Raw genomic sequence first — 20,468 nt, 5'->3', positions numbered from 1 at the left:
CTTTCTCCTCATTCGTGTTAGGTGAGCTGAAAATCTGGTCTAGGTGAGGTCCGCAGAATCGGCGTCCAGAAGAAGGTCTGCTGGGATAAGTAGCCCGTGGCGAACCATATCAATGACAGCGGGAAGGGCGGCAGCGGTAATTTCTTCTTCGTCGAACCCTTGCGCCGCCGCATAGAGGCCAATCGTTTCTTCCAAGTTGAGGCCTTGCGGATTGAGACCAGCGACGATGGCAGCGATGTGCTCGTCAACCTCATGACTCCAGCGTGGTCCGTCTGTGCGGGTAAGGCGAAGGGCGGCACGAGTAAAGCCTTGCTGAGTTTCTTCGTCCGGGGTACTGATGTCTTCTCGAGCTAGGCCGGGCCGTACCTGGAAGTGCTTTCCTTGTAGCTCGCCTGGCACAAGGTCGCGCAGCCAGGCTACGCGGGCGAAGTATTCCTCTACTTCAGGGCCGAGCGGATCGCTAAAGGATTGTGGCATTTCTTCAGCCAAAATATCAGCGGGTTCATCGTCGCTGATGCGTTGAACGGCAACGAAACCGAAACCAATGCCATTGACCTCGTGATCGTGGAAGTGCTCCAGCCAGGCGCGGGAGCTCTCCTGTCCTTCCGCGGTGCGCACATCTAGAGATTCATCTTTGAGCCAGGTGGAAACATAGAGTGCGGGATCCGCCACATCGCGTTGAATAATCCAAGCAGCTACTCCCTTGTCAGGAAGCCAAGAGGCAACGCGCTGTTGCCAGGTTTGGCCGCTGGTGTGAATCCAGGCTGCTAGAAGGTGAGCAGTGCCGCCTGGTGTCAGGTGATCGGTGGCTTGGGAAACGACCAACTCGCTTGCACCATCGAGGTTTAAACCAGAATCGCGATATACGTGACCGACTTCGGGCAAGCCCACAACAAAAGGTGGGTTAGCCACGAGGCGGTCGAACCGGCGGCCGGCAACGGGATCGAACCAAGATCCTTGGAGGAGTTCCACCTTCTTGCTTTCTCCGGCAGCGGCAATCGTTGCCTGGGCTAAATCCAACGCACGGCCGTGTACATCGGTGGCGGTCACCTTGTCCGCGCACTCCAACTGCCCCAATAATTGGACACCGGAGCCGGTACCCAAATCGAGAACGCTGCTTACCGGACTCACTGGCGTAGATTGCAACAGGGACAAGCTTGCTGCGCCTACCCCGAGCACGTGGTCAGGCCCGGGCACGTGGGCGACCAAGGAAGCATCAACGTCGGAGAAGATGAGCCGGTTGGCGCCGACGATGGTGTGGGGGCGGATGTCGAGCGCAATGTAGGCCTTGCCGTGGGCGTCGGCAAGCGCAACTTTGGCATCCAGAAGCTGGGTGGCCAAGCGCGCTCCTACTGCCTCGGCCAAAAGCGTGGCCGGCAGATGCTCATGTAGGAGGAAAAACCGGATTAAGAGATCCATCTGTGATTCTCCGTGGGCGGCCAGCGCTACGGGCGCTGGTTCGCCGCGGAAAAGAGCTTCAGTTACTTCTGGGCCTAAATATCCGGCCAACCCGTCGGTACTAAAGCCAGCGGCGGTAAAGACATCCGCTAGTTCTGGGGCCAATTTGGCAAGTTCCGCGGCATCGAAGTCGGGTCCAAAGGCGGTCGTCATAGTGGGCGGGAATCCTTACTCTTCTTCGTGGTCAATAATGTCGTGCGAAGCCTCTATAGGGCGGGCCGTGCCACCGGAGAGCCGTGGGGCATCGGTCTGGGTATAAAGCTGCCGGTTCATGGCCGGTTTGTACACGTTTTTCTCCCGCTTATCCTTCTTTTCCCCGCGGCCGTTGCCAATAACGACAGCAATCCATGGCAGCGGAAACGTCACACCCACAATGATGGCGGCCACGAGCCACCAGTGAAGGTAGAGGCATAGTCCTGCAATAAGTAGCGAGGGAACACGCAAGAACTGAAAGATGCCGTATTGGATTTCGCGCCGTTTGCGGTCCTGGCCAGGCGAGAGCTTGGCGTCCGTGATGAGGTAGCGCTCTTTTTTGCCAAACAACCTAGACTCGGCTCCCCTCGTGCGCGTCGGCGTTCCCTCGATAAGGGGAGAGCGGCGCAGTGGCTGGCGTGCGTGACGTGTACATGTTCTCCAAGGGTAGACGTATGACTCGCAAAGTTCGATGCCGATGCGGCAAAATGGACGGCGTGACTACGACTACGAAGACAATTGAACGGCCAGATATTCGTGAAGATACTTCGACGACGGATAATGACACGCCGAAGTTCTTCCACTACGTCAAAAAGGATCACATCCTCGATTCCGCTGTGAACGGCAATTACGTCGTTGCTCTATGCGGCGAGACTTTCCCGGTGACCAAGCAGGCAAAGCCGGGTTCTCCGGTGTGCCCCGATTGTGAGCGTGTGTATAAGGGTCTGCGCCGCAAGTGAGGACCTTTAAAAAGACAAACCTTCGTGCCTGGCAGCAATCCGCCCTCGATAAATTCCTTGCCACCAAACCGCAAGACTTTATGGCGGTAGCGACCCCAGGCGCCGGCAAAACTACCTTCGCGCTGCGAATCGCGACGGAACTTATGGAGGACCGTACGGTCGAGCGCGTCATCGTCGTCGTGCCGACCGAACACCTAAAGACCCAGTGGTCTGCGGCCGCTGCGCGCGTGGGGTTAGCGTTGGATCCGGCGTTTAGCAATTCCTCCGCCGTCAATCCTTCTATGGACGGCATTGTGGTGACCTATGCACAGGTGGGCATGCATCCCTTTAAACACCGCGCGGTCGCCTCTGCTCGGCGCACGTTGGTGATTTTGGATGAGATCCACCATGCCGGCGACGCTAAGAGCTGGGGCGATGGCGTCAAGGAAGCTTATGACGATGTGAACCACCGCCTAGCGCTTACCGGCACGCCCTTCCGCTCCGATGACTCGCCCATTCCCTTTGTCCAATACGTAGACGATGGGGAGGGGCACAAGGTCTCTCGCTCGGACCATACCTATGGCTATGACGATGCGCTTGCCGACGGCGTTGTCCGACCCGTTGTCTTCCTTTCTTACTCCGGCGAAGCCCGGTGGCGAGATTCGGCTGGCGAGGAACATGCGGCCCGCCTAGGGGACATCATGAATGCGGAGCAAACCGCCCGTGCGTGGCGCACCGCCTTAGACCCTAAGGGAGAATGGATCCCTGCGGTCTTGCAGGCAGCGCATACCCGACTGATGCAGATGCGGCGCAATATGCCGGATGCTGGCGGCCTCGTGCTGGCAACCGACACGACGACGGCGCGTGCCTACGCCAAGATCCTCAAGCAGATCTCCAACACCCCGGTCTCCGTCATCCTGTCCGATGACCCAGGTTCGTCCGCGCGCATTGCCGAGTTCTCTGAATCCACCGACGAGTGGATGGTGGCCGTGCGCATGGTGTCTGAGGGCGTCGACGTCCCCCGCCTCGCCGTGGGTGTCTACGCCACCTCGGCATCCACCCCGCTCTTCTTCGCGCAGGCCATCGGTCGCTTCGTCCGCTCCCGCATGCCGGGAGAGACCGCCTCAGTATTCCTGCCCTCCGTACCGGTTTTGCTGGGCCTGGCGGAGAATATGGAAAAGCAGCGCGATCACGTCCTCGGCGGGGGAAAGAACCCCGACAAGGAGGGCTGGGACGACGAGCTGCTTGAGGATGCCAATAAGAAGAAGTCCGAGCCCGACATGCTCGAGCCTTCTTATGAGTCCCTCGGCGCGGAGGCAGAGTTCTCCGGCCTGCTGTACAACGGCTCCCAGTTCAACACCGGAGCAATCACTGACGAGGACGAGGACTTCCTGGGCATTCCGGGGCTTCTCGACGCCGACCAGGTCAAGGACCTGTTGCGCAAGAAGCAGTCGGAAGAGATGGACCGCCGCGAGGCCGAGGAGAAGGCGCGCCGGGCTGCAGAGGCAGCCGAGGAACAGCGTCGCAAGCTCTACGGCACCCCGCACGCGCCGAAGCGTGGGGGACAGGCGGGTGCCGCGGGGGCGGCACCAAGCTCTGCCGGCTCCGATGCCGGAACGGTGGATGAAATCTCGGCGCTGCGCAAGGAACTCAACACCGTCGTGTCTATCACCGCGCAGCGCACCGGACGCCCGCACGGCGCCATTCACACCGAAGCACGCAAGGCCTGCGGCGGGCCGCCCACCGCGCTGTGCGACGCCGAGCAGCTTCGCGAGCGCATCGACTACCTGCGTAAGTGGTAAACGCTTCGAGAAGCGTCCGCTGAGTCTCAGCGGAGGTGCGCCGAACGTGCGTCTGAAAATGTGAACGGTGTAAATGTTTTTAGGAAGAGTAAGCTCGATATCATCCTGCCCGTAGGCCTTTGGCTTAAGAAGATCCAAGGAGATGGATGATGAAGAAGCTCATCAACTCGCCGGAAAACGTTGTTGCTGAATCTGTTGAAGGATTCGCGCAGGCACACAAAGACATCGTCACGCGTGCAACTGACCCTCTATTCGTAAGCCGCAAAGAGAAAAAGGAGAGCGGCAAGGTCGCCGTCGTTTCTGGCGGCGGTTCGGGACACGAGCCGCTCCACGCGGGATTCGTTGGCCATGGCATGCTCGACGCTGCTGTTCCCGGTGCGATGTTTACCTCACCGACGCCGGATGCGATTCAAGCAGCAACCAACGCCGTCAATGCCGGCGCGGGCGTGCTTTACATTGTTAAGAACTACACGGGGGACGTCCTCAACTTCGATACGGCGGCTGAACTCGCCGAGTTTGATGACATTGAGGTCAGCCAGGTCATCGTAGATGACGATGTCGCCGTTGAGGACTCAACGTATACCGCTGGCCGCCGCGGCGTGGCTGGAACCCTTCTCGTGGAGAAGCTGGCGGGCGCGGCCGCCGAGCGAGGCGATGACCTTGCTGCCGTTACTGCTGTCGCAAAGAAAGTAGTGGAGAACACTGCCACTATGGGGGCAGCATTGTCTGCGTGCACCGTGCCCCATGTGGGAAAGCCCTCCTTTGATTTGGGGGAGGACGAGGTCGAGTTGGGCGTCGGTATTCACGGTGAACCCGGCCGAAAAGAAATCCCGATTGTTTCTGCTGACGACGTAACGGATCACCTGCTGGATCCCATCCTGGCGGACCTTAAACTGAGTGAAGGCGAGCGCACCATCGTTGTGGTGAACGGCATGGGAGCTACGCCTGCTTCGGAACTCTATGTGGTCTACCGCCGTGTGGCTCAACGTCTCAAGGACGCGGGCGTGACCATCGAGAGATCACTCGTGGGTGACTTCGTTACTAGCTTGGATATGGCGGGTTGTTCTGTCACCGTGATGCGCGCTGATGATCAAGATATTGCGCTGTTCGACGCCCCCTGCCACACCGCCGCTCTACGCAAAGGAATGTAATCATGACTAACCTTTCAACTGTTTGGGCACAGGACTGGATGAAGAACTGTGCTGCAGCCGCCCATGACCATCGTGATGAGCTCATCGAGCTAGACCGTGTGATTGGTGACAGCGACCATGGTGAAAACGTCGACCGCGGTTTCCGTGCCGTGGTGGACAAGGTTGCTGCCGAAACCACTGAAGACGGCTCGACCGTTGTGGACGTGCTCAAGCTCACCGCCAAAACTCTGATGTCCACTGTTGGTGGTGCCTCCGGGCCTCTGTTGGGCACCGCGTTCTTACGTGCTGCTAAGGCAGCCGGCTCTGGTGATCTCGATGCCTCTACAGCGGCTGCAGTTATCGAAGCCGCCGCTGAAGGAATCACCTCGCGAGGCAAGGCCACGGAGGGGGAGAAGACGATGGTTGATGCTTGGGCTCCTGCTGCCCGTGCTGCCCGTGAAGCAGCAAATGCCGGACGCAGCCCAGCTGAGGTTCTGCGCGCGGCTGCCGAAGCCGCAGCCGAAGGCGCCGAGGCTACCATCTCAATGGTGGCGACGAAGGGACGTGCCTCCTATCTGGGAGAGCGATCCGTAGGGCACAAGGACCCAGGTGCGGCGTCCACCGCGCTCTTTCTAGCAGCGGCTGCCGACGCAGCCTCGAGCGCAGTGACTGAAGACAGCGGCAACAACAAAGCAGAGGAGGCTTAGACGATGCCACAACCACACGTTGGCCTCGTACTCGTTTCTCATTCGGCCAAACTTGTCGAAGGTCTCGCGGAACTCGCAGCCCAGATGGCCTCGGACGTCACCATCCGCACAGCTGGTGGACTCGAAGACGGGGGAATTGGAACCTCGTATGACCTCATCGAATCTGCCATCAACGACCTCCTAAGTCAGGAGCTCGGTGTGGTTGTTCTCACTGACTTAGGCTCAGCCACGATGACAGTGGAGTCTGTACTGGAGTTCCTAGAAGATGATCCGGTGACTTTCGTTGATGCACCGTTGGTGGAGGCCGCCATTGCCGCGGCTACGTCTGCGCAACAAGGAGATGACCTTGCCGCCGTAGCCACGGCAGCAGCACAGGCCATTGATATCTTTGTCGCATCGAATTCTTCCCGCTCGGCGACAACTGACGAAAGCACTGCGAGTGCAACATCAGAAACGGGAGAGTCATATAAGCGAACCGTCACTGTTGCGGACGCAGCGGGCCTGCATGCCCGGCCCGCTTCAAAAGTCGCTGAAATGGCGGCGACGGCAGACGGTGACATCGTCATTACTTACGATGGTGAGGACGCTGAAGCAGATTCAGCAATGATGCTGATGTCTCTCGGCGCGCCTCATGGCGCGTCAGTCACCGTCAGCGGAGAAGCTGGTGACTCTGCCCTTGTCGACCAGATTGCTGACGGTATCGCTCAGGGACTCGACGAGTAAGTCAAGAGTACTTCCACGGGTGCCATGATATGAGGGGTAAATGGCCCGCCCGTGGTGGTTTCGTGCCCTGACTGGTTGGATAGCGGTTGAGGTGGAACGCAGCTAAGTTCCCGTGAAAGCGCAAAACCCTGAACCAACCAAATCCAGCGAATCGGTATGGCAACACCGGCAAGTTCCTACTACGCGCCTCATGCGGATGCTTATGGAGCCGGCCCAAGGCCGGCTCTTACTTCACGAATTCCGCGTCGGCGTAGACGGGGAAGATCTCACGAGAGAAGTTGTGTTCGCCTTCGATGCTCGCCGTAGAGGGAATCCCGCAGGTTCCTATAAGCGCGGTAACAGTTGTCGTGCTTTCGGCGGCTCTTCTACAGTCCATCCTGTAGGAGCTTAGATCAAAAGCGGCGAGGGATACGTAATCTCCTCGCCGCTCTCCCTTTTCGCAAGGGCTACATGCAACTAGTCCAAGTAGTCACGCAGGACCTGCGAGCGCGACGGGTGGCGCAGCTTCGACATCGTCTTGGACTCGATTTGGCGGATACGCTCGCGGGTAACGCCGTAGACCTGACCAATCTCGTCTAAAGTGCGCGGCATGCCGTCCGTGAGGCCGAAGCGCAGGCGAACCACGCCGGCTTCGCGCTCCGACAGGGTGGTGAGCACGTCCTGGAGCTGGTCCTGCAGCAGGGTGAAGGACACGGCGTCGACAGCAATGACTGCCTCGGAGTCCTCAATGAAGTCACCCAGCTGGCTATCGCCCTCATCACCAATGGTCTGGTCCAGGGAAATGGGCTCACGGGCGTACTGCTGGATCTCCAGCACCTTCTCCTCGGTGATGTCCATCTCCTTGGCCAGCTCCTGCGGGGTGGGCTCGCGGCCCAAGTCCTGCAGCAGCTCGCGCTGGATGCGTCCGAGCTTGTTGATGACTTCCACCATGTGTACCGGGATACGAATGGTGCGGGCCTGGTCCGCCATGGCGCGGGTAATCGCCTGGCGGATCCACCACGTGGCGTAGGTGGAGAACTTGTAGCCCTTGGTGTAGTCGAACTTCTCCACGGCGCGGATAAGGCCCAAGTTGCCTTCCTGAATGAGGTCCAAGAAAGCCATGCCACGGCCGGTGTAGCGCTTGGCTAAGGAAACCACCAGACGCAGGTTGGCCTCCAGTAGGTGGTTCTTGGCCTTGCGGCCATCGCGGGCGATGCTGCGCAGGTCGCGCTTTTCCATGGGGGAGAGCTTGGCGGCCTTATCGCCTTCGGCGCGGGCCTTTTCCATCTCATCCATGCGGTGCTGTGCGTACAGGCCAGCCTCGATGCGCTTGGCCAGGGAAACCTCTTGCTCGGCGTTGAGCAGGGCGACCTTACCAATCTGCTTGAGGTAGGCGCGGACGGAGTCAGCAGAGGCGGTTAACTGCGCATCCTTGCGTGCTTGGCGCAGCGCAGCGGACTCTTCCTCGTCCCAGACGGAAGAGGTGTCTTCCTCTGCTTCCTCATCGTCGTCGTCCAAGTCCTCTTCGAGGTCATCGTCTTCGAGGTCTTCGCCGGCGTCGAAGTCATCATCGTCTTCGATGTCCGCATTGGTGGGATCGAAGTCGACGTCTTCGTCGTGCTCGTCCTCCTCGAGCTCCTCTTCTGCTTCCGGCTGTGCCTGCTTTTCGGACTCGGCTGGGGATTCCTGCTTTTTTGCCGCGGATTTGCGGACCGTCTTCTTAGTGGCCTTTTTCGCAGACTTCTTAGTGGTCTTCTTGGCCGACTTTTTGGCGGTCTTCTTGGCCGACTTTTTGGCGGTCTTCTTGGCCGACTTTTTGGCGGTCTTCTTCGCAGTCTTCTTGGCTGTTTTCTTAGCGGTCTTTTTGGCTGTCTTCTTAGCCGTCTTCTTCGCGGTTTTCTTTGCCGTCTTCTTGGCGGTCTTCTTTGCAGGAGTAGATGCCTCAGCGGCGTTTTCGCCCTCGCCGAGTGCCTGGTCTGAAGATTCAGTGGCTGCCACGTACGCCCTTTCGACTAACTTCTTGATTGAAACAGCTCAGTGCGCCCTGGTGGGGCGCTCGTGCATCAGTGTGATGTTAACGCGTTGTGGCCTTATGCAGGCCAGACACGCCCTAGAGCTATTTAACTTAGGATCGACCGCCCAGTATAGAGGATCTTTCCGATCTGCCGGTGGATAGGGTCACCTGCAGTGCGTAAACATTACGGTTTCAAACCGTCTACCGCCGCCATCGCAGCTCCGACAATTCCCGCGCGATTGCGCAGTTGTGCAGGCATGACGGGGGTTTCAATGTCAAGGTGTGGGCCCCACTTTTCAAACTTGCGGGAAATCCCACCCCCAATGAGGAAGGCCTGCGGGTTAAAGAGCTTTTCATATTCCGCGAGGACCTTGTTGAGTCGTTTAGTCCACTGCTTGTACTTGAGTCCCTCGCGGTCCTTTACGGCCGAGGACGCAATTTTCTCAGCCTCGTCATCGCCCACCGTGAGGTGCCCCAGTTCGGTATTAGGATACAACTGGCCGTCTAGCAAGAAGGCCGAACCGATACCGGTGCCCAAGGTTAGGAAGATTACGGAGCCCTGCTTGGCGATGTCCTCTCCGTAGGCAACCTCGGCTAGTCCCGCCGCGTCGGCGTCGTTAAGCACGGCAAAATCCGCATCCAGGTAGTCCGCAAAGAGTTCTGTGGCGTTGACCCCAATCCAGTCCTTGGAAATATTTGCCGCAGTCTCGACTTCCTGGTTGCGAACCACGGAAGGCAGGGTGATGCCAACGGGGCCGTCCCACTGCTTTTCCTGCACGATGTGGGCTACTACCTTGGCAACATCATACGGCGTAGACGGCTGTGGGGTGGCGATCTTCATACGCTCGCCCACGAATTCGCCGGTGGCAAGGTCCACCTCAGCGCCTTTAATGCCGGAGCCGCCGATATCGATGCCAAAGGAATGGCCAGAAAGAGTAGTCATGCCCGACAGTCTAGAAGAAGGCACAATAGTTGGCATGACTGAGCAGATCGATTTTCTCCAATTGCGGGATTTTGCCGTTTCCACCGCCACGCGCGCTGCGGAATTAATTACTGCGCGGCGCGCAGAACTAGTTGCAGGTGACGGCATCGCGGCACATACCCACACTAAGTCCAGCGACGTAGATCCCGTAACGGAGGTCGATACCGCGACAGAGGAGTTCATTGCCACCACCATCCGCACCCAACGCCCCGGGGATGGAATTTTTGGCGAAGAAGGCGCCAATGTGGAATCAACCAGTGGCGTTACCTGGATTGTGGATCCGATTGACGGCACCGTGAATTTCCTCTACGGGGTGCCGGATTACGCCGTATCCATTGGTGCAGAGTACCAAGGACATCTCGTAGCTGGCGCGGTGCTCAACGTGGCGCGCGGGCGCACCTATGCTGCCGCAGCCGGCCAAGGCGCCACGGTCACCGGCCCAGACGGAATTGAGCACGCACTGCGGTGTGGACAGACGCAAGACCCTGCGTTGGCCTTGGTGGCTACCGGCTTTGGTTACAAAGCTGACCGGCGAGCAGCCCAAGCCGAGCTTCTCACCAAGCTCCTGCCTAATGTGCGTGATATTCGCCGCATCGGCGCTGCCGCGCTCGACCTATGCAGGGTGGCAGAGGGAACCGTTGATGCCTACTTTGAACACGGCATCAATGCGTGGGACTTCGCCGCAGGGGCAATCATTGCTCGCGAAGCAGGTGCGGTGGTGCGCCATCCAGGCTTTGATAAAGGCTCCGCTGACGGTGAACTTACCTGGGCCGCGGGGGCAGATTTGGCCCCCGCCTTTGAGGAGCTTTTAGCAGCGCACGGCGCTACGGGCGCGCTACGGGGGTAATTGTGGTAGGTGCCAAGGGGCGGTGAGGTGACATCTTGCCGTTTGTGCTTTACTATGCGCGATCGATAAATACCCATTCCTTAAAGCAACTTGACCATTAGGGGCGTGCATTATGGCCACCGATTACGACGCACCGCGCCGGCGCGCGGAAGATGAACTCGAAACTGACTCCTTAGAAGGACTCAAAGCCGCGGAGAGCGATAACAACGGCATGGATGATGACGGAGAAATCGTTGAAGCCTTCCAGCCGCCTTCGGTAGACCTTACCGGTGAGGAACTCAATGTTGAGGTCGTTCCGCGTCAAGAAAACGAGTTTACCTGTGCCTCCTGCTTCCTAGTGCAATCCAATAAGCGCTACTCCCACGATGAGGATGGCCAGCCTATCTGCAAGGACTGCGCTTAAAAGCGCCTGTAGTAGACACTAATCTCCGCGCACTGCCGCTTTCTTAGCGAGGCAGTGCGCGGAGATTACCGTTGTAGGAGCAGCAAAGGAGGCGGGCCCAGTGGGCCGAAAGATGTTAATGCTGCGCCGGAACGAAGGCGTGGAGCAAGGCTTCGGGATTCTTCGAGGCGATTAGCCAATAGGGGGTATCGTCCTCAGGATCATTGAGCACCATCATGGCGTGTTCATCTACCCAGGCGTGGGAGACTAAAAATGCTGCGGGATCGAGTTGCGGGCCCAGTGCATTGCGGCGCGCCGACTTGGGCACGGTGATTGACCTTGAAACCACGTCGTTGGGCAGTTGGGCGTCTTTCACCGTCAGCCACCGCGTTCCGTCTGGGTCCAGCTCTACCTTGATGACTGTATTCGACCAAGTCACAAGAACCCATACGGCAATGGCGCTAAGCAGCACCGCAGGAATGATGGTCCACCACGCGGAGCGATTGAGCCCCGCTGTGGCGGAGGTAAGCGCTACGATTGCGACAGCAAAAAGCCAGAAGTACCAAGGTACCCATTGGCGTTCGCGGTAGAGCACTTGGGCAGCCGTCGTGCCCTGTGCGGAAGCTGCGCTCGACGGTGCCGGAGTTGCGGAAGAAGCAGATGTATCAGACACGTCTTGCCAGTCTAGTCCACACGCGCCGCAGAATGAACCTTCCAAGGCAGGTAGGATTGGCGAGGTGACTGACTCGTTTCCACATCCTCAAGCAGAAAGCCCCATGGGGGACATTAAAGTCAAGCGCCTAGATAAGGAGCTACCGCTGCCGCACCGTGCTCACCGCGGCGATGCCGGTGCAGACCTATACGCAGCAGAATCGCTGACTCTTCAACCTGGTGAACGTGCCCTCGTCGGCACGGGCATCGCCATTGCGCTACCAGTGGGGACGGTCGGTTTGATACACCCGCGTTCCGGGTTAGCCGCCAAACAAGGGCTTTCTGTGGTTAATACCCCGGGGACTGTGGATGCGGACTACCGCGGTGAGATCAAGGTGTGCCTTATTAACCATGACCGGCACAACCCTATTGAGATCGAACGCGGTATGCGCATTGCCCAGCTCGTAGTCCAGCGCGTAGAGCTAGTGGGGTTTGCTGAGGTAGATGAATTGGATGACACCGATCGCGGAGCCGGCGGCTACGGCTCTACCGGTGTGTAGTCGAAGCGGAACGAAATCGATACGCAGAGAAAGGAAGTAGCAAACATGGGAATCTGGCCCTTTGGAAAAAAGAACAAGGAAGAGAAAGAGGCCGAGGCGAAGCCAGCTGGTAAGAGTGAAACTTCGTCAGCACCGCAAGCTAGCGATAACGGAGTGCGGGAATCCTTTTCTTCCGTAGAGGATACTGCCGCAGATGCGGCGGCGGCTTCTGCCAATACCCCGCAAGAGTTTGCCCATGACGCAGTCAATGGTCAGACTGGTCCTTTCGATGGTGATTCTGTAGACATCGAAACTTTCGACTTTAGTGACTTTTCTATCGGCGTACTGGACTTGGGCTCTCTGCGTATTCCGCTTCCCAAGGAATCCCAGGTACAGGTGGAAATGGGTGAGCAAGGGCCCAGGATGCTCCACATTGTGACTAAAGTTGGCCGAATTACGCCCGTAGCTTTTGCCGCACCGCGCAAGCCTGGACAATGGGCGGAGTCAGTCGAGGAAATTAAAGAAGGCATGAGCCGCGATGGCCTCGTAGTTACCACTGAAACGGGCCCATGGGGAGCCGAAGTAATCGGCAAAAATGACAACGGCCAGATTCGGGTAATCGGTATTGATGGCCCGCGTTGGATGCTGCGCCTGACCCTAGCAGCACCGTCCGGCATGGAGGCTGACCTTGCGGAAATGGCCCGGGAGGTGGCCGCCCGTACTTTCGTCTATCGCGGTGAAGACCCTGTCTTGGCAGGAAACGCCTTGCCGGTAATCATGCCAGAGCAACTCATAGCACAGGTAAAGCAAGCTATGGAACAACGCCAGCAAGAACAGCAGGCGGCGGCTAATGCTCAAAACCACCCAGAAAACGGTGTAGGTGGACCTGATCCAGCCGCTGAAGCAGAGGCCGAACAGCACTTGCGCGATTTGGGGAATGCCTCACAGGCGCGGGAAGATGAATCGTCCCCGCAGAATCCCGATGCGGACTCTGCGCCTGATTCCAAGAACTAAGCAAAGCAGTAAATCACGTGACACACTTTTCCCAGGAACAATCCCCCTCGGACCCCACTACTCCCAGAACCGAAGGGGCACCAGCTGAGCCGACCTTGCTGGAGCAGATGGGTGGCCTGTCTGGGCTCGTTTCGGCTACTTTGCCGGTTATTGTGCTGATTCCGGTTAATAATTTCTTTGGGCTAGGGCCAGCCTTAGCGGCCGCGTTGGGCGTGGCTGTAGTGATTGCTGTCTGGCGTATCGTGCGCAAAGAAACCCTCCAGCCGGCTATCTCAGGTCTCCTAGGAGTAGCGCTTTGCGCTGCCATTGCCTGGTTTACCGGTGATGCCAAGGGGTATTTCTTGTACGGCATCTGGATGTCGCTAGCACTTTTTATTGCCGCTGCGCTTTCCATTCTGTTCCGTTGGCCGGCAGTAGGCGTTATCTGGAAGGGGATTAACGGTGAAGAAATGCAGTGGCGGAAGGTCTCCCAAGCTCGCCGAGCCTATGCCATCGCTACAGGTGGGTGGGCGGTAATCTTCTTAGCCCGCTTTATAGTCCAGCGCGCCATTTATGATGCCGATGCCACAACTACCTTAGGTGTAGCCAGGATCTTAATGGGATGGCCATTGACTCTCTTGGTGACGGCGCTCACCGTGTGGATGGTTCGCCGCGCGGACGCGGCGGTTGAGGCGTCTGCGGCAAAAGGCGAGCTCATCAACGCAGAATCAACGCAAGAGTCTGAGGAAGAAAATGACTGAATCAACGATTAGCCGTGGCGATAGCCTTGAGATAACGATCGATCGCATGGCGCATGGTGGCGAAGGAATTGGACAAGCTCCCGATGGACGAGTCGTGTTTGTCCCGCGCGCCTTTCCTGGAGATGTCGTTGCAGCGACGGCGGGTCGAGTTAAGAAGTCATTTATTAAGGCGGAACTGGCGCACGTTATCGCTCCTGGCCCCTTGCGGGTGCCATCGACGTGCCCGGCTGCGAAGCAGGGAGCTGGCTGCTGCGATTTTGCCGAGCTAGATCCAGCAGCTGAAACCGGAATCAAGACAGAAATCCTGTCCGAACAGCTACGTCGTACGGGCATTGCGGAGCGTGAGCGTTTAGAAATCGAGCAACACACGTTGGAACCGGTAAGGGGGTGGCGAACTCGGGTGCGGTGGGGCGTCGACAAGCACGCCCGCGCAGGAACCCGTGAGTGGCACTCCAATGAGCTCATTACTGGGGCTGCCTGTACGCAATTAGCCCCTGGATTGGCGGACGGACTCGTAGGCGAAGGTGCGCGTCGATTTACTCCTGGTGCGGAGGTCATCGCAGTGCTCGACGGTGCGGGGCACCGCCACGTAGTAGAAACCCGCAAAGCCCCTCGCGGACGGCGAGTAGAGACCATCCGTGAGGTGGTTGAAGGAAGCGGCAAGGTGCAAGAGCAAGTAGGCGGGCGCGCTTTTAGATTTCCTGCAACTGCCTTTTGGCAAGCTCATAGCCGGGCACCGGAGTTTTATACCCAACTCGTTTCTGACTGGCTCGGTGGCCGAGAGTATCGGGAACAGACTGCTTGGGATCTCTACGGCGGCGTAGGCCTTTTCGTCCCGGCGCTTGCCCGAGCGGTGCGAGGCAAGGTTTTCTCCGTGGACTACTCGCCGGCAGCCACGGCGGGGGAGCAGCCAGGCCTGCAAGACTTTGATGTGCAAGTAAAGTCCGCCAAGGTGGAACAGGTTGCCGCGCAGCTTCCCAAACCCGGCGCTGTGGTCCTAGATCCCCCGCGCACCGGTGCCGGAGAGGACGTGATTCGCTCTACAGCGGCCGCAGCACCGCAGGCGGTTATTCACGTGGGGTGTGACCCAGCTACCTTCGCGCGCGACCTCGCCTACTGGAACCAGTACGGCTACCGTGCCGAAAAGTTAGCGCTTATTAACGCTTTTCCCGGTACACATCATTTCGAAACGATTGCGCTTATTGTCCCTGCCTAGGGTGGTACTGGGCGCTCGGGGCGGGCCTAGCGCCCAGCCTCGTTCTGCCCCGGCAATTGACCGATATAATATTCACCACCCGCCGCGGGTACGGTAGAAAAGAAGAACTAAGCACAGAAGGAGTTGAAGGCCGCTCCATGACAATCTTGGATACCATTAGCTCGCCGCAGGACCTCAAGGCACTGTCTGCAGACAAGCTTGAGAAGCTTGCGGCGGAGGTCCGGCAGCGCCTCATAGATAAGGTTTCCGTTACCGGCGGACATTTGGGGCCCAATTTGGGCGTAGTGGAACTAACCATCGCGTTACACCGGGTTTTTGATTCCCCACGCGAGCCCATTATTTTTGATACTTCGCACCAGTCCTACGTGCACAAGATGCTTACTGGGCGCACGGCCCAATTCGATACCCTCCGCCAAAAGGACGGCCTTTCGGGCTATACGGACCGGGCCGAATCGGAGCATGATTGGACTGAATCCTCCCATGCGTCGGCTTCGCTGTCCACCGTGGATGGTTTGTCCAAGGCCTTCAAAATACGTGGGGATGGCCACCGCAATGTCATTGGGGTTGTCGGTGATGGCGCCCTTACTGGCGGCATGTGCTGGGAGGCGCTGAACAATATATCCGAGGACAAGGACCGCAATGCTGTCATCGTGGTCAACGACAATGGCCGGAGTTATTCGCCTACTATCGGCGGCATTTCTGAAAACCTTGGACGTATCCGTTCCCAGCACGGCTATGACGAACTCATGGAGCAAGGAAAGCGCCGCCTGAAGCAAATGGGCTGGGTAGGCGAGCGGGCCTTTGATGCCTTGCATGCCATGAAGGAGGGCGTTAAGTCCACAGTTTTGCCTACGGAGATGTTCCCAGAACTAGGCATGAAATATATCGGCCCCATCAATGGCCACGATATTGATGCCTTGGTGCACGCGCTGACGTATGCGCGCGATTATGACGGCCCCATTATCGTGCACGTGGTCACTGAAAAAGGCCATGGCTTTGCTCCGGCCGTAAATGAGCCGAAGGACCAGATGCATTCCACCGGTGCCATTGACCCAGTCACCGGAGTGGCAAAGGGGACCAAACAGCCTGGCTGGACCGCAGCCTTCTCGGAAGAGCTTCTGGCCGCTGCTGAAAAGCGAGATGACATCGTGGCCATTACCGCTGCCATGGCTGGGCCAACCGGCCTCACACCATTCCAGGAACGGTTCCCAGATCGCTTCTTTGATGTTGGTATTGCGGAGCAACACGCAATGACCTCTGCTTCTGGCCTCGCGCTCGGCGGCATGCACCCTGTGGTGGCGGTATACTCCACCTTCTTGAATCGCGCAGTGGACCAAGTAATTATGGATATTGCGCTGCTCAAGCTCCCGGTGACCATAGTGCTGGATCGGTCCGGGGTCACCGGTTCCGATGGTGCGTCCCACAATGGTGTGTGGGATATGGCCCTTATGAGCATCGTGCCAGGCATGCATATCGCCGCGCCCCGCGATGGCGCACGCCTGCGCGAGCTTTTCCGAGAGTCGCTAGAAATTGAGTCCGGCCCCTCCATTGTCCGGTTCCCCAAGGGAAACCTGCTGCCAGATATGGAAGCGGTGGAGACTTTGGGCGATGGCGTGGATATTTTGCACTATGGAGAAACCGATGCGGGCGAGGATACTCCAGAGGTGCTTATTGTTTCGATCGGTGCCATGTCTGCGCGCAGCCTCGAAGCGGCAAAGCTACTAGGGGAGCAGGGCATTAATGTCACCGTCATCGATCCGCGCTGGGTAGCACCGGTGGCCGGCTCCGTTGTAGCGCTCGCTGCCGATCATGATCTGGTGGTTACGGCGGAGGACGGCCTTATTCGTGGGGGCATCGGATCCATGATCGCAGAAGCCCTAAGCGCAGCCGAGGTGGATACCCCCGTGCGCCGGTTAGGCGCACCAGGTTATTTCCCCAAGCATGGATCGCGGGGAGAGGTTCTCGAGGAATTTGGTCTCACTCCGCAACTCATTGCGTCATCGATTGGTGAATGGGTAGAAAACCTCACCGCAGACGCCACTGCGCTGGAGGATAAAGACTAATTTAGGTAGGGAAACTCCTAGAAAAGGCCGTCCACGATAATCGGGGCGGTCATTTCTATTTGCCATTCCCGCGCGCCTTCCGCGCGGAGGAATGCGGCGACGTCATCTGGCTGGCGGATAGTGCCAGCCACGGAATTAGGCCCGCGGTGCCGCTTGCCGGCGCACACGCCCACCTTCGCCCATACGGCCGCGCGTAGCGTAGCAGGGCGTATGAGAAGCTCAGGGGCCATGCCAAGGTGTTTTGCAAGCTGTGCTATTTCGCTGCGAATTTCTTGAAAAACCTCCCAGAGTTCTGGATAGTCTTTGGCCCAGATGGTTTTGGAAGGAACCGGCTTGGGGGCGCTTTGCACGCGCGGTTGCTTCTGCGGTGGAGTGGCACGCGCTTGGTTAAGCACGGCCATCCAGCGGGCGGCAGCCCCTTTGCGGCGGCGAGGAAAGCCCTTGATGCGGGCAAGTTCGCTGTGTGAAGTAGGAAGGCAGCGAGCGATTTCCACCAGCGTCTTATTAGATAGAATCCGCCCTGGTGCAGTATCCGTGTGCTGGGCGATGGCATCGCGCTGGTGCCATACTGCCCGCGCGGCGGTGAGCTGGCTGCCGTTGCGCAGGGTGGATAGTCCCTTGAGATCGCGCCACGTAGGTGATTGCGGAGCAGTGTCAAAGGCATGCTCACGAACGATGGCGGCAAACTCCTCTAGTGCCCAGTCCATCTTGTCTTGTTCAGCTAAGATATCGCGCAGCGTCTCCGCTAGTTCCAGTAGCAGTTCTACATCGAGCGCCGCATAAGCCCTGAGCTCTTCGCTAAGTTCTGGGGTGGACCAGTCGGCGTCGCCGTAGCCCTTTTCTAATTCGACGTCGAAAAGCTCTGCCACCATAGTGCCCAAATTGGACCTTTCGAAGCCGGCGAGCCGTGCTGCCAGCTCGGTGTCAAAGATTGATCCAGGAAAAAGACCCAGCCACCCCAGGCAAGGCAAATCCGAATGGGCGGCGTGGATTATCCACTCCGCACCATTGAGTACAGGAGCAAGGGCGCTGGTGAGCTCCTCGCGGCAGCCTTCAGGGGCGAAGAGCATAGTGCCTGCGCCCTTGCGGCGTATTTGTACGAGGAAGGCGCGATCATCATAGCGATAACCAGAGGCACGTTCGGTATCGATAGCAAAAGGTCCAGTCCCCGCAGCTAGCTGTGCGGCGGCGCGTGTGAATTCATCCGGGGTTGCAAGCACTGGTGGAATGCCTGCGACCGGCCGGCTGCGCAATTCGGGCATATTATCGGCCGAGTTCGGTAACGCCCTCGGGGGGTAGGCCGGCTACATTGGCCAGTACTTGCGCGAAGGCTTGCACGTGGGGTGCCAAATCGAGTCCTTCGGCTGTCCATGAAGCGCGCATCTCGATCTGATAGGCACGCGGAGGGCCGCCGATTTCGCCGAAACGCACGGACGCGGTTGAGGTCACGGTGCCTCCCAGGTTGGTATGGCCGGCACCTTCATTTTCTAGGCCCTCATTGAGCCATTGCCAGGCCACATCAGGCAAGAGTGGATCGCCCGCTACAGCATCGTCCATATCAGCCTGGATATAGGCAACCAAGCGCATGGTACCTTCCCAAGCTTCCTCTGCGCCCGGATCGTGGAGCAGGATGAGGCGACCAAATGCATCGCCTTCTGTATCCGTGGGCACTATATCTGGCGTTTCTTCGCTTCCCACTTCGAGGCCTATCGCATGGCTAAACGGAGCGAGGCGCTGCGGTGGGCGAATGGACCCCAAGGTAATCTCAGGGCGCAGTTCCGCCGCATGCATGGACTCTACCGCTTGGCTGAAGGCCGCGGGGGTGGCTGGCTCGTGGCTTTCCGCCTGCCCGTGCAAAGGGGTAGGGGCGGTAGCCTCGGCGCTGCGTGGGGTGGTCGATTCGGAATTGCTCACGACGTTCAAGCTATAGTTTCGCGGCCTCTAGCTGGGGGAGGCGCGCCGATCCGCAAGTGTGTCGCCATCTGTGTGGGAGGGGAAGTGACAAGGTTCCATATCCAACTTATGATGGATATGTTCCTAAACCGAGAGGCTTCTGCAAAGGAGAACGCAATGGCGAAGCTTGATTACAAAGAACTCAACGCGGTTCAACAATATTCCCAGCACGCGGTTTTTAAGGTGATTCCGGGCGCGCTCGGCACCGAGCGAGCGGAGATCATCGCCCAAGCACGGGAATTCTTTGCCGGAGTGGAGAAGGCTGGCAAGGTGACGGTTCGCGGCATTTATGACCTTACGGCGATGCGCGATTCCGCTGACTTCATGATCTGGTGGCACGCTGAGGAATTCTCTGACCTGCAGAAGGTCTTTGGGGACTTCCGCCGCGAGACCACCCTGGGCCAGGTCAGCGAAGTGACCTGGGTGGGCAACGCCTTGCATCGGCCGGCCGAATTCAATAAATCGCATCTGCCGTCCTTCATCATGGGCGAGGAGCCTAAGGAATGGATTTCGGTGTACCCCTTTGTGCGCTCCTATGATTGGTACACCATGGACGATGAGAAGCGCCGCCGTATTCTTGTAGAACACGGCATGCAAGCGCGTGACTATCCCGATGTGCGCGCAAATACCGTCCCCGCCTTCGCATTGGGTGACTATGAGTGGATTTTGGCTTTTGAGGCGGATGAGCTGCACCGTATCGTCGATCTGATGTATTTGATGCGCTATACCGAAGCCCGCCACCACGTGCGTGAGGAGATTCCTTTCCACACCGGCCGCCGCGTGAAGGACGTAACAGAACTTATTGAAGTCCTGCCATAAAAACGCCGCCTAGCAGAAGCCCTGCTTGGCGACGCCCACTGTCGCGCCCCCGCCTTCCTAGTTACGTAGCTAGGAAGGCGGGGGCGCATTTTCTTTTGCGGTTCCTTAAGATTCGTCGCCTTCCACCGGCTTTTCTTCCAAGTTGAGGCAGATGGAGTTGATGCAATAGCGCAAATCGGTCGGCGTATCGTAGCCCTCGCCCTCAAAAACGTGGCCTAAATGTGATTCGCAGTTGGCGCACAAGACCTCCACGCGGCGCATGCCTAGAGAGTTATCTTCCCGCTCGATGATTTTGTCTCCTGCTAGCGGGGAGAAGAAGGATGGCCAACCGCAGTGCGACTCGAACTTTTCGGTGGAGCGAAAGAGCTCGGTGCCACATGCACGGCAAGAATAGACTCCCTCGGTGGTGGTGTTGGTGTATTCGCCCACATGGGGAGGCTCCGTACCGGCCTCGCGCAGGACATAGTATTCCTCGGGGCTTAGGCGCTGGCGCCATTCGGTATCGGCAATGAGCTTGAAATCGGTCATGGGGCCGAGT

21 protein-coding genes are annotated in these 20,468 nt (G+C 58.4%); 13 read left to right on the top strand and 8 right to left on the bottom strand.

Going from position 1 to position 20,468, the window contains the following annotated elements:
• Positions 1–39 precede the first annotated feature (39 nt).
• Together L8V01_RS01235 and L8V01_RS01230 are read right to left on the bottom strand one after the other, a co-directional pair.
• Positions 40–1,611 (bottom strand): N5-glutamine methyltransferase family protein, encoded by a 1,572-nt coding sequence (locus tag L8V01_RS01235; protein ID WP_269945347.1) that lies wholly within the window; start codon positions 1,609–1,611, stop codon positions 40–42.
• A gap of 15 nt (positions 1,612–1,626) precedes the next feature.
• A complete protein-coding gene (locus L8V01_RS01230) occupies positions 1,627–2,001 on the bottom strand; it encodes a DUF3099 domain-containing protein (protein ID WP_269945346.1) in 375 nt (124 codons plus the stop codon).
• 137 nt (positions 2,002–2,138) lie between these two features.
• Here L8V01_RS01230 and L8V01_RS01225 point away from each other — a divergent pair, with 137 nt between their 5' ends.
• From L8V01_RS01225 to dhaM, 5 genes are all read left to right on the top strand, one after another.
• Positions 2,139–2,390 (top strand): DUF3039 domain-containing protein, encoded by a 252-nt coding sequence (locus L8V01_RS01225; protein ID WP_269945888.1) that lies wholly within the window; start codon positions 2,139–2,141, stop codon positions 2,388–2,390.
• A complete protein-coding gene (locus L8V01_RS01220) occupies positions 2,387–4,171 on the top strand; it encodes a DEAD/DEAH box helicase (protein ID WP_269945345.1) in 1,785 nt (594 codons plus the stop codon). The genes L8V01_RS01225 and L8V01_RS01220 overlap by 4 nt, the downstream gene beginning before the upstream one ends.
• 149 nt (positions 4,172–4,320) lie before the next feature.
• Positions 4,321–5,322: a dihydroxyacetone kinase subunit DhaK gene (dhaK, locus tag L8V01_RS01215; protein WP_269945887.1), complete on the top strand. Its 1,002-nt coding sequence runs from the start codon at positions 4,321–4,323 to the stop codon at positions 5,320–5,322.
• A 2-nt stretch (positions 5,323–5,324) separates the two neighbouring features.
• On the top strand, positions 5,325–6,008 hold the full coding sequence (dhaL, locus tag L8V01_RS01210) for a dihydroxyacetone kinase subunit DhaL (protein ID WP_023022662.1): 684 nt from the start codon (positions 5,325–5,327) through the stop codon (positions 6,006–6,008).
• Between the two features lie 3 nt (positions 6,009–6,011).
• Positions 6,012–6,731 (top strand): dihydroxyacetone kinase phosphoryl donor subunit DhaM, encoded by a 720-nt coding sequence (gene dhaM / locus L8V01_RS01205; RefSeq protein ID WP_239204137.1) that lies wholly within the window; start codon positions 6,012–6,014, stop codon positions 6,729–6,731.
• 456 nt (positions 6,732–7,187) lie between these two features.
• Here dhaM and L8V01_RS01200 read toward each other — a convergent pair whose 3' ends face one another.
• Together L8V01_RS01200 and ppgK are read right to left on the bottom strand one after the other, a co-directional pair.
• Complete coding sequence (locus tag L8V01_RS01200; RefSeq protein ID WP_269945344.1) at positions 7,188–8,708, bottom strand: RNA polymerase sigma factor; 1,521 nt, start codon at positions 8,706–8,708, stop codon at positions 7,188–7,190.
• A 200-nt stretch (positions 8,709–8,908) separates the two neighbouring features.
• On the bottom strand, positions 8,909–9,667 hold the full coding sequence (gene ppgK / locus L8V01_RS01195) for a polyphosphate--glucose phosphotransferase (RefSeq protein ID WP_269945343.1): 759 nt from the start codon (positions 9,665–9,667) through the stop codon (positions 8,909–8,911).
• Here ppgK and L8V01_RS01190 point away from each other — a divergent pair.
• Both L8V01_RS01190 and L8V01_RS01185 read left to right on the top strand, forming a co-directional pair.
• Entirely contained in the window at positions 9,666–10,553 is an 888-nt protein-coding gene (locus L8V01_RS01190; RefSeq protein ID WP_269945342.1) for an inositol monophosphatase family protein, read from the top strand. The genes ppgK and L8V01_RS01190 overlap by 2 nt on opposite strands.
• 112 nt (positions 10,554–10,665) lie before the next feature.
• Positions 10,666–10,956 (top strand): DUF4193 domain-containing protein, encoded by a 291-nt coding sequence (locus L8V01_RS01185; protein ID WP_238799907.1) that lies wholly within the window; start codon positions 10,666–10,668, stop codon positions 10,954–10,956.
• A gap of 115 nt (positions 10,957–11,071) precedes the next feature.
• Here L8V01_RS01185 and L8V01_RS01180 read toward each other — a convergent pair whose 3' ends face one another.
• Positions 11,072–11,530, bottom strand: a complete 459-nt coding sequence (locus L8V01_RS01180) for a DUF3093 domain-containing protein (protein WP_269945886.1) — start codon at positions 11,528–11,530, stop codon at positions 11,072–11,074.
• 181 nt (positions 11,531–11,711) lie between these two features.
• On the opposite strand from L8V01_RS01180, the gene dut reads away from it, so the two are divergent.
• The 5 genes from dut (at position 11,712) to dxs (ending at position 17,158) form a co-directional block, all read left to right on the top strand.
• Positions 11,712–12,146 (top strand): dUTP diphosphatase, encoded by a 435-nt coding sequence (gene dut, locus L8V01_RS01175; RefSeq protein WP_269945885.1) that lies wholly within the window; start codon positions 11,712–11,714, stop codon positions 12,144–12,146.
• Between the two features lie 45 nt (positions 12,147–12,191).
• Positions 12,192–13,139: a DUF3710 domain-containing protein gene (locus L8V01_RS01170; protein WP_269945341.1), complete on the top strand. Its 948-nt coding sequence runs from the start codon at positions 12,192–12,194 to the stop codon at positions 13,137–13,139.
• Between the two features lie 107 nt (positions 13,140–13,246).
• On the top strand, positions 13,247–13,879 hold the full coding sequence (locus L8V01_RS01165; protein WP_269945884.1) for a DUF3159 domain-containing protein: 633 nt from the start codon (positions 13,247–13,249) through the stop codon (positions 13,877–13,879).
• The gene (locus tag L8V01_RS01160) at positions 13,872–15,095 is read left to right on the top strand and encodes a class I SAM-dependent RNA methyltransferase (protein ID WP_269945340.1); all 1,224 of its coding nucleotides are present in this window, start codon (positions 13,872–13,874) and stop codon (positions 15,093–15,095) included. Before L8V01_RS01165 ends, L8V01_RS01160 begins: the two co-directional genes overlap by 8 nt.
• Positions 15,096–15,232: 137 nt before the next feature.
• Positions 15,233–17,158, top strand: coding sequence for a 1-deoxy-D-xylulose-5-phosphate synthase (gene dxs, locus L8V01_RS01155; protein WP_269945339.1), 1,926 nt, complete (start codon positions 15,233–15,235; stop codon positions 17,156–17,158).
• Positions 17,159–17,175: 17 nt separating this feature from the next.
• Here dxs and L8V01_RS01150 read toward each other — a convergent pair whose 3' ends face one another.
• On the bottom strand, positions 17,176–18,420 hold the full coding sequence (locus tag L8V01_RS01150; RefSeq protein WP_269945338.1) for an HRDC domain-containing protein: 1,245 nt from the start codon (positions 18,418–18,420) through the stop codon (positions 17,176–17,178).
• A gap of 1 nt (position 18,421) precedes the next feature.
• Positions 18,422–19,081 carry a DUF3000 domain-containing protein gene (locus L8V01_RS01145; RefSeq protein WP_394371631.1) on the bottom strand — a complete coding sequence of 220 codons (660 nt, stop codon included), beginning with the start codon at positions 19,079–19,081 and terminating at the stop codon, positions 18,422–18,424.
• A 147-nt stretch (positions 19,082–19,228) separates the two neighbouring features.
• On the opposite strand from L8V01_RS01145, the gene hemQ reads away from it, so the two are divergent.
• The gene (hemQ, locus tag L8V01_RS01140) at positions 19,229–19,930 is read left to right on the top strand and encodes a hydrogen peroxide-dependent heme synthase (RefSeq protein WP_269945337.1); all 702 of its coding nucleotides are present in this window, start codon (positions 19,229–19,231) and stop codon (positions 19,928–19,930) included.
• Between the two features lie 105 nt (positions 19,931–20,035).
• Here the strand turns inward: hemQ and msrB are convergent, their stop codons facing one another.
• Positions 20,036–20,458, bottom strand: a complete 423-nt coding sequence (msrB, locus tag L8V01_RS01135) for a peptide-methionine (R)-S-oxide reductase MsrB (protein ID WP_269945336.1) — start codon at positions 20,456–20,458, stop codon at positions 20,036–20,038.
• Between the last annotated feature and the right edge of the window lie 10 nt (positions 20,459–20,468).

The organism is Corynebacterium curieae (assembly GCF_027570035.1).
In the GTDB taxonomy this organism is placed as follows: Bacteria; Actinomycetota; Actinomycetes; order Mycobacteriales; family Mycobacteriaceae; genus Corynebacterium; species Corynebacterium curieae.
Note: the sequence above shows the minus strand (reverse complement) of the source record. Positions and strands in the feature narration are given on the sequence as shown.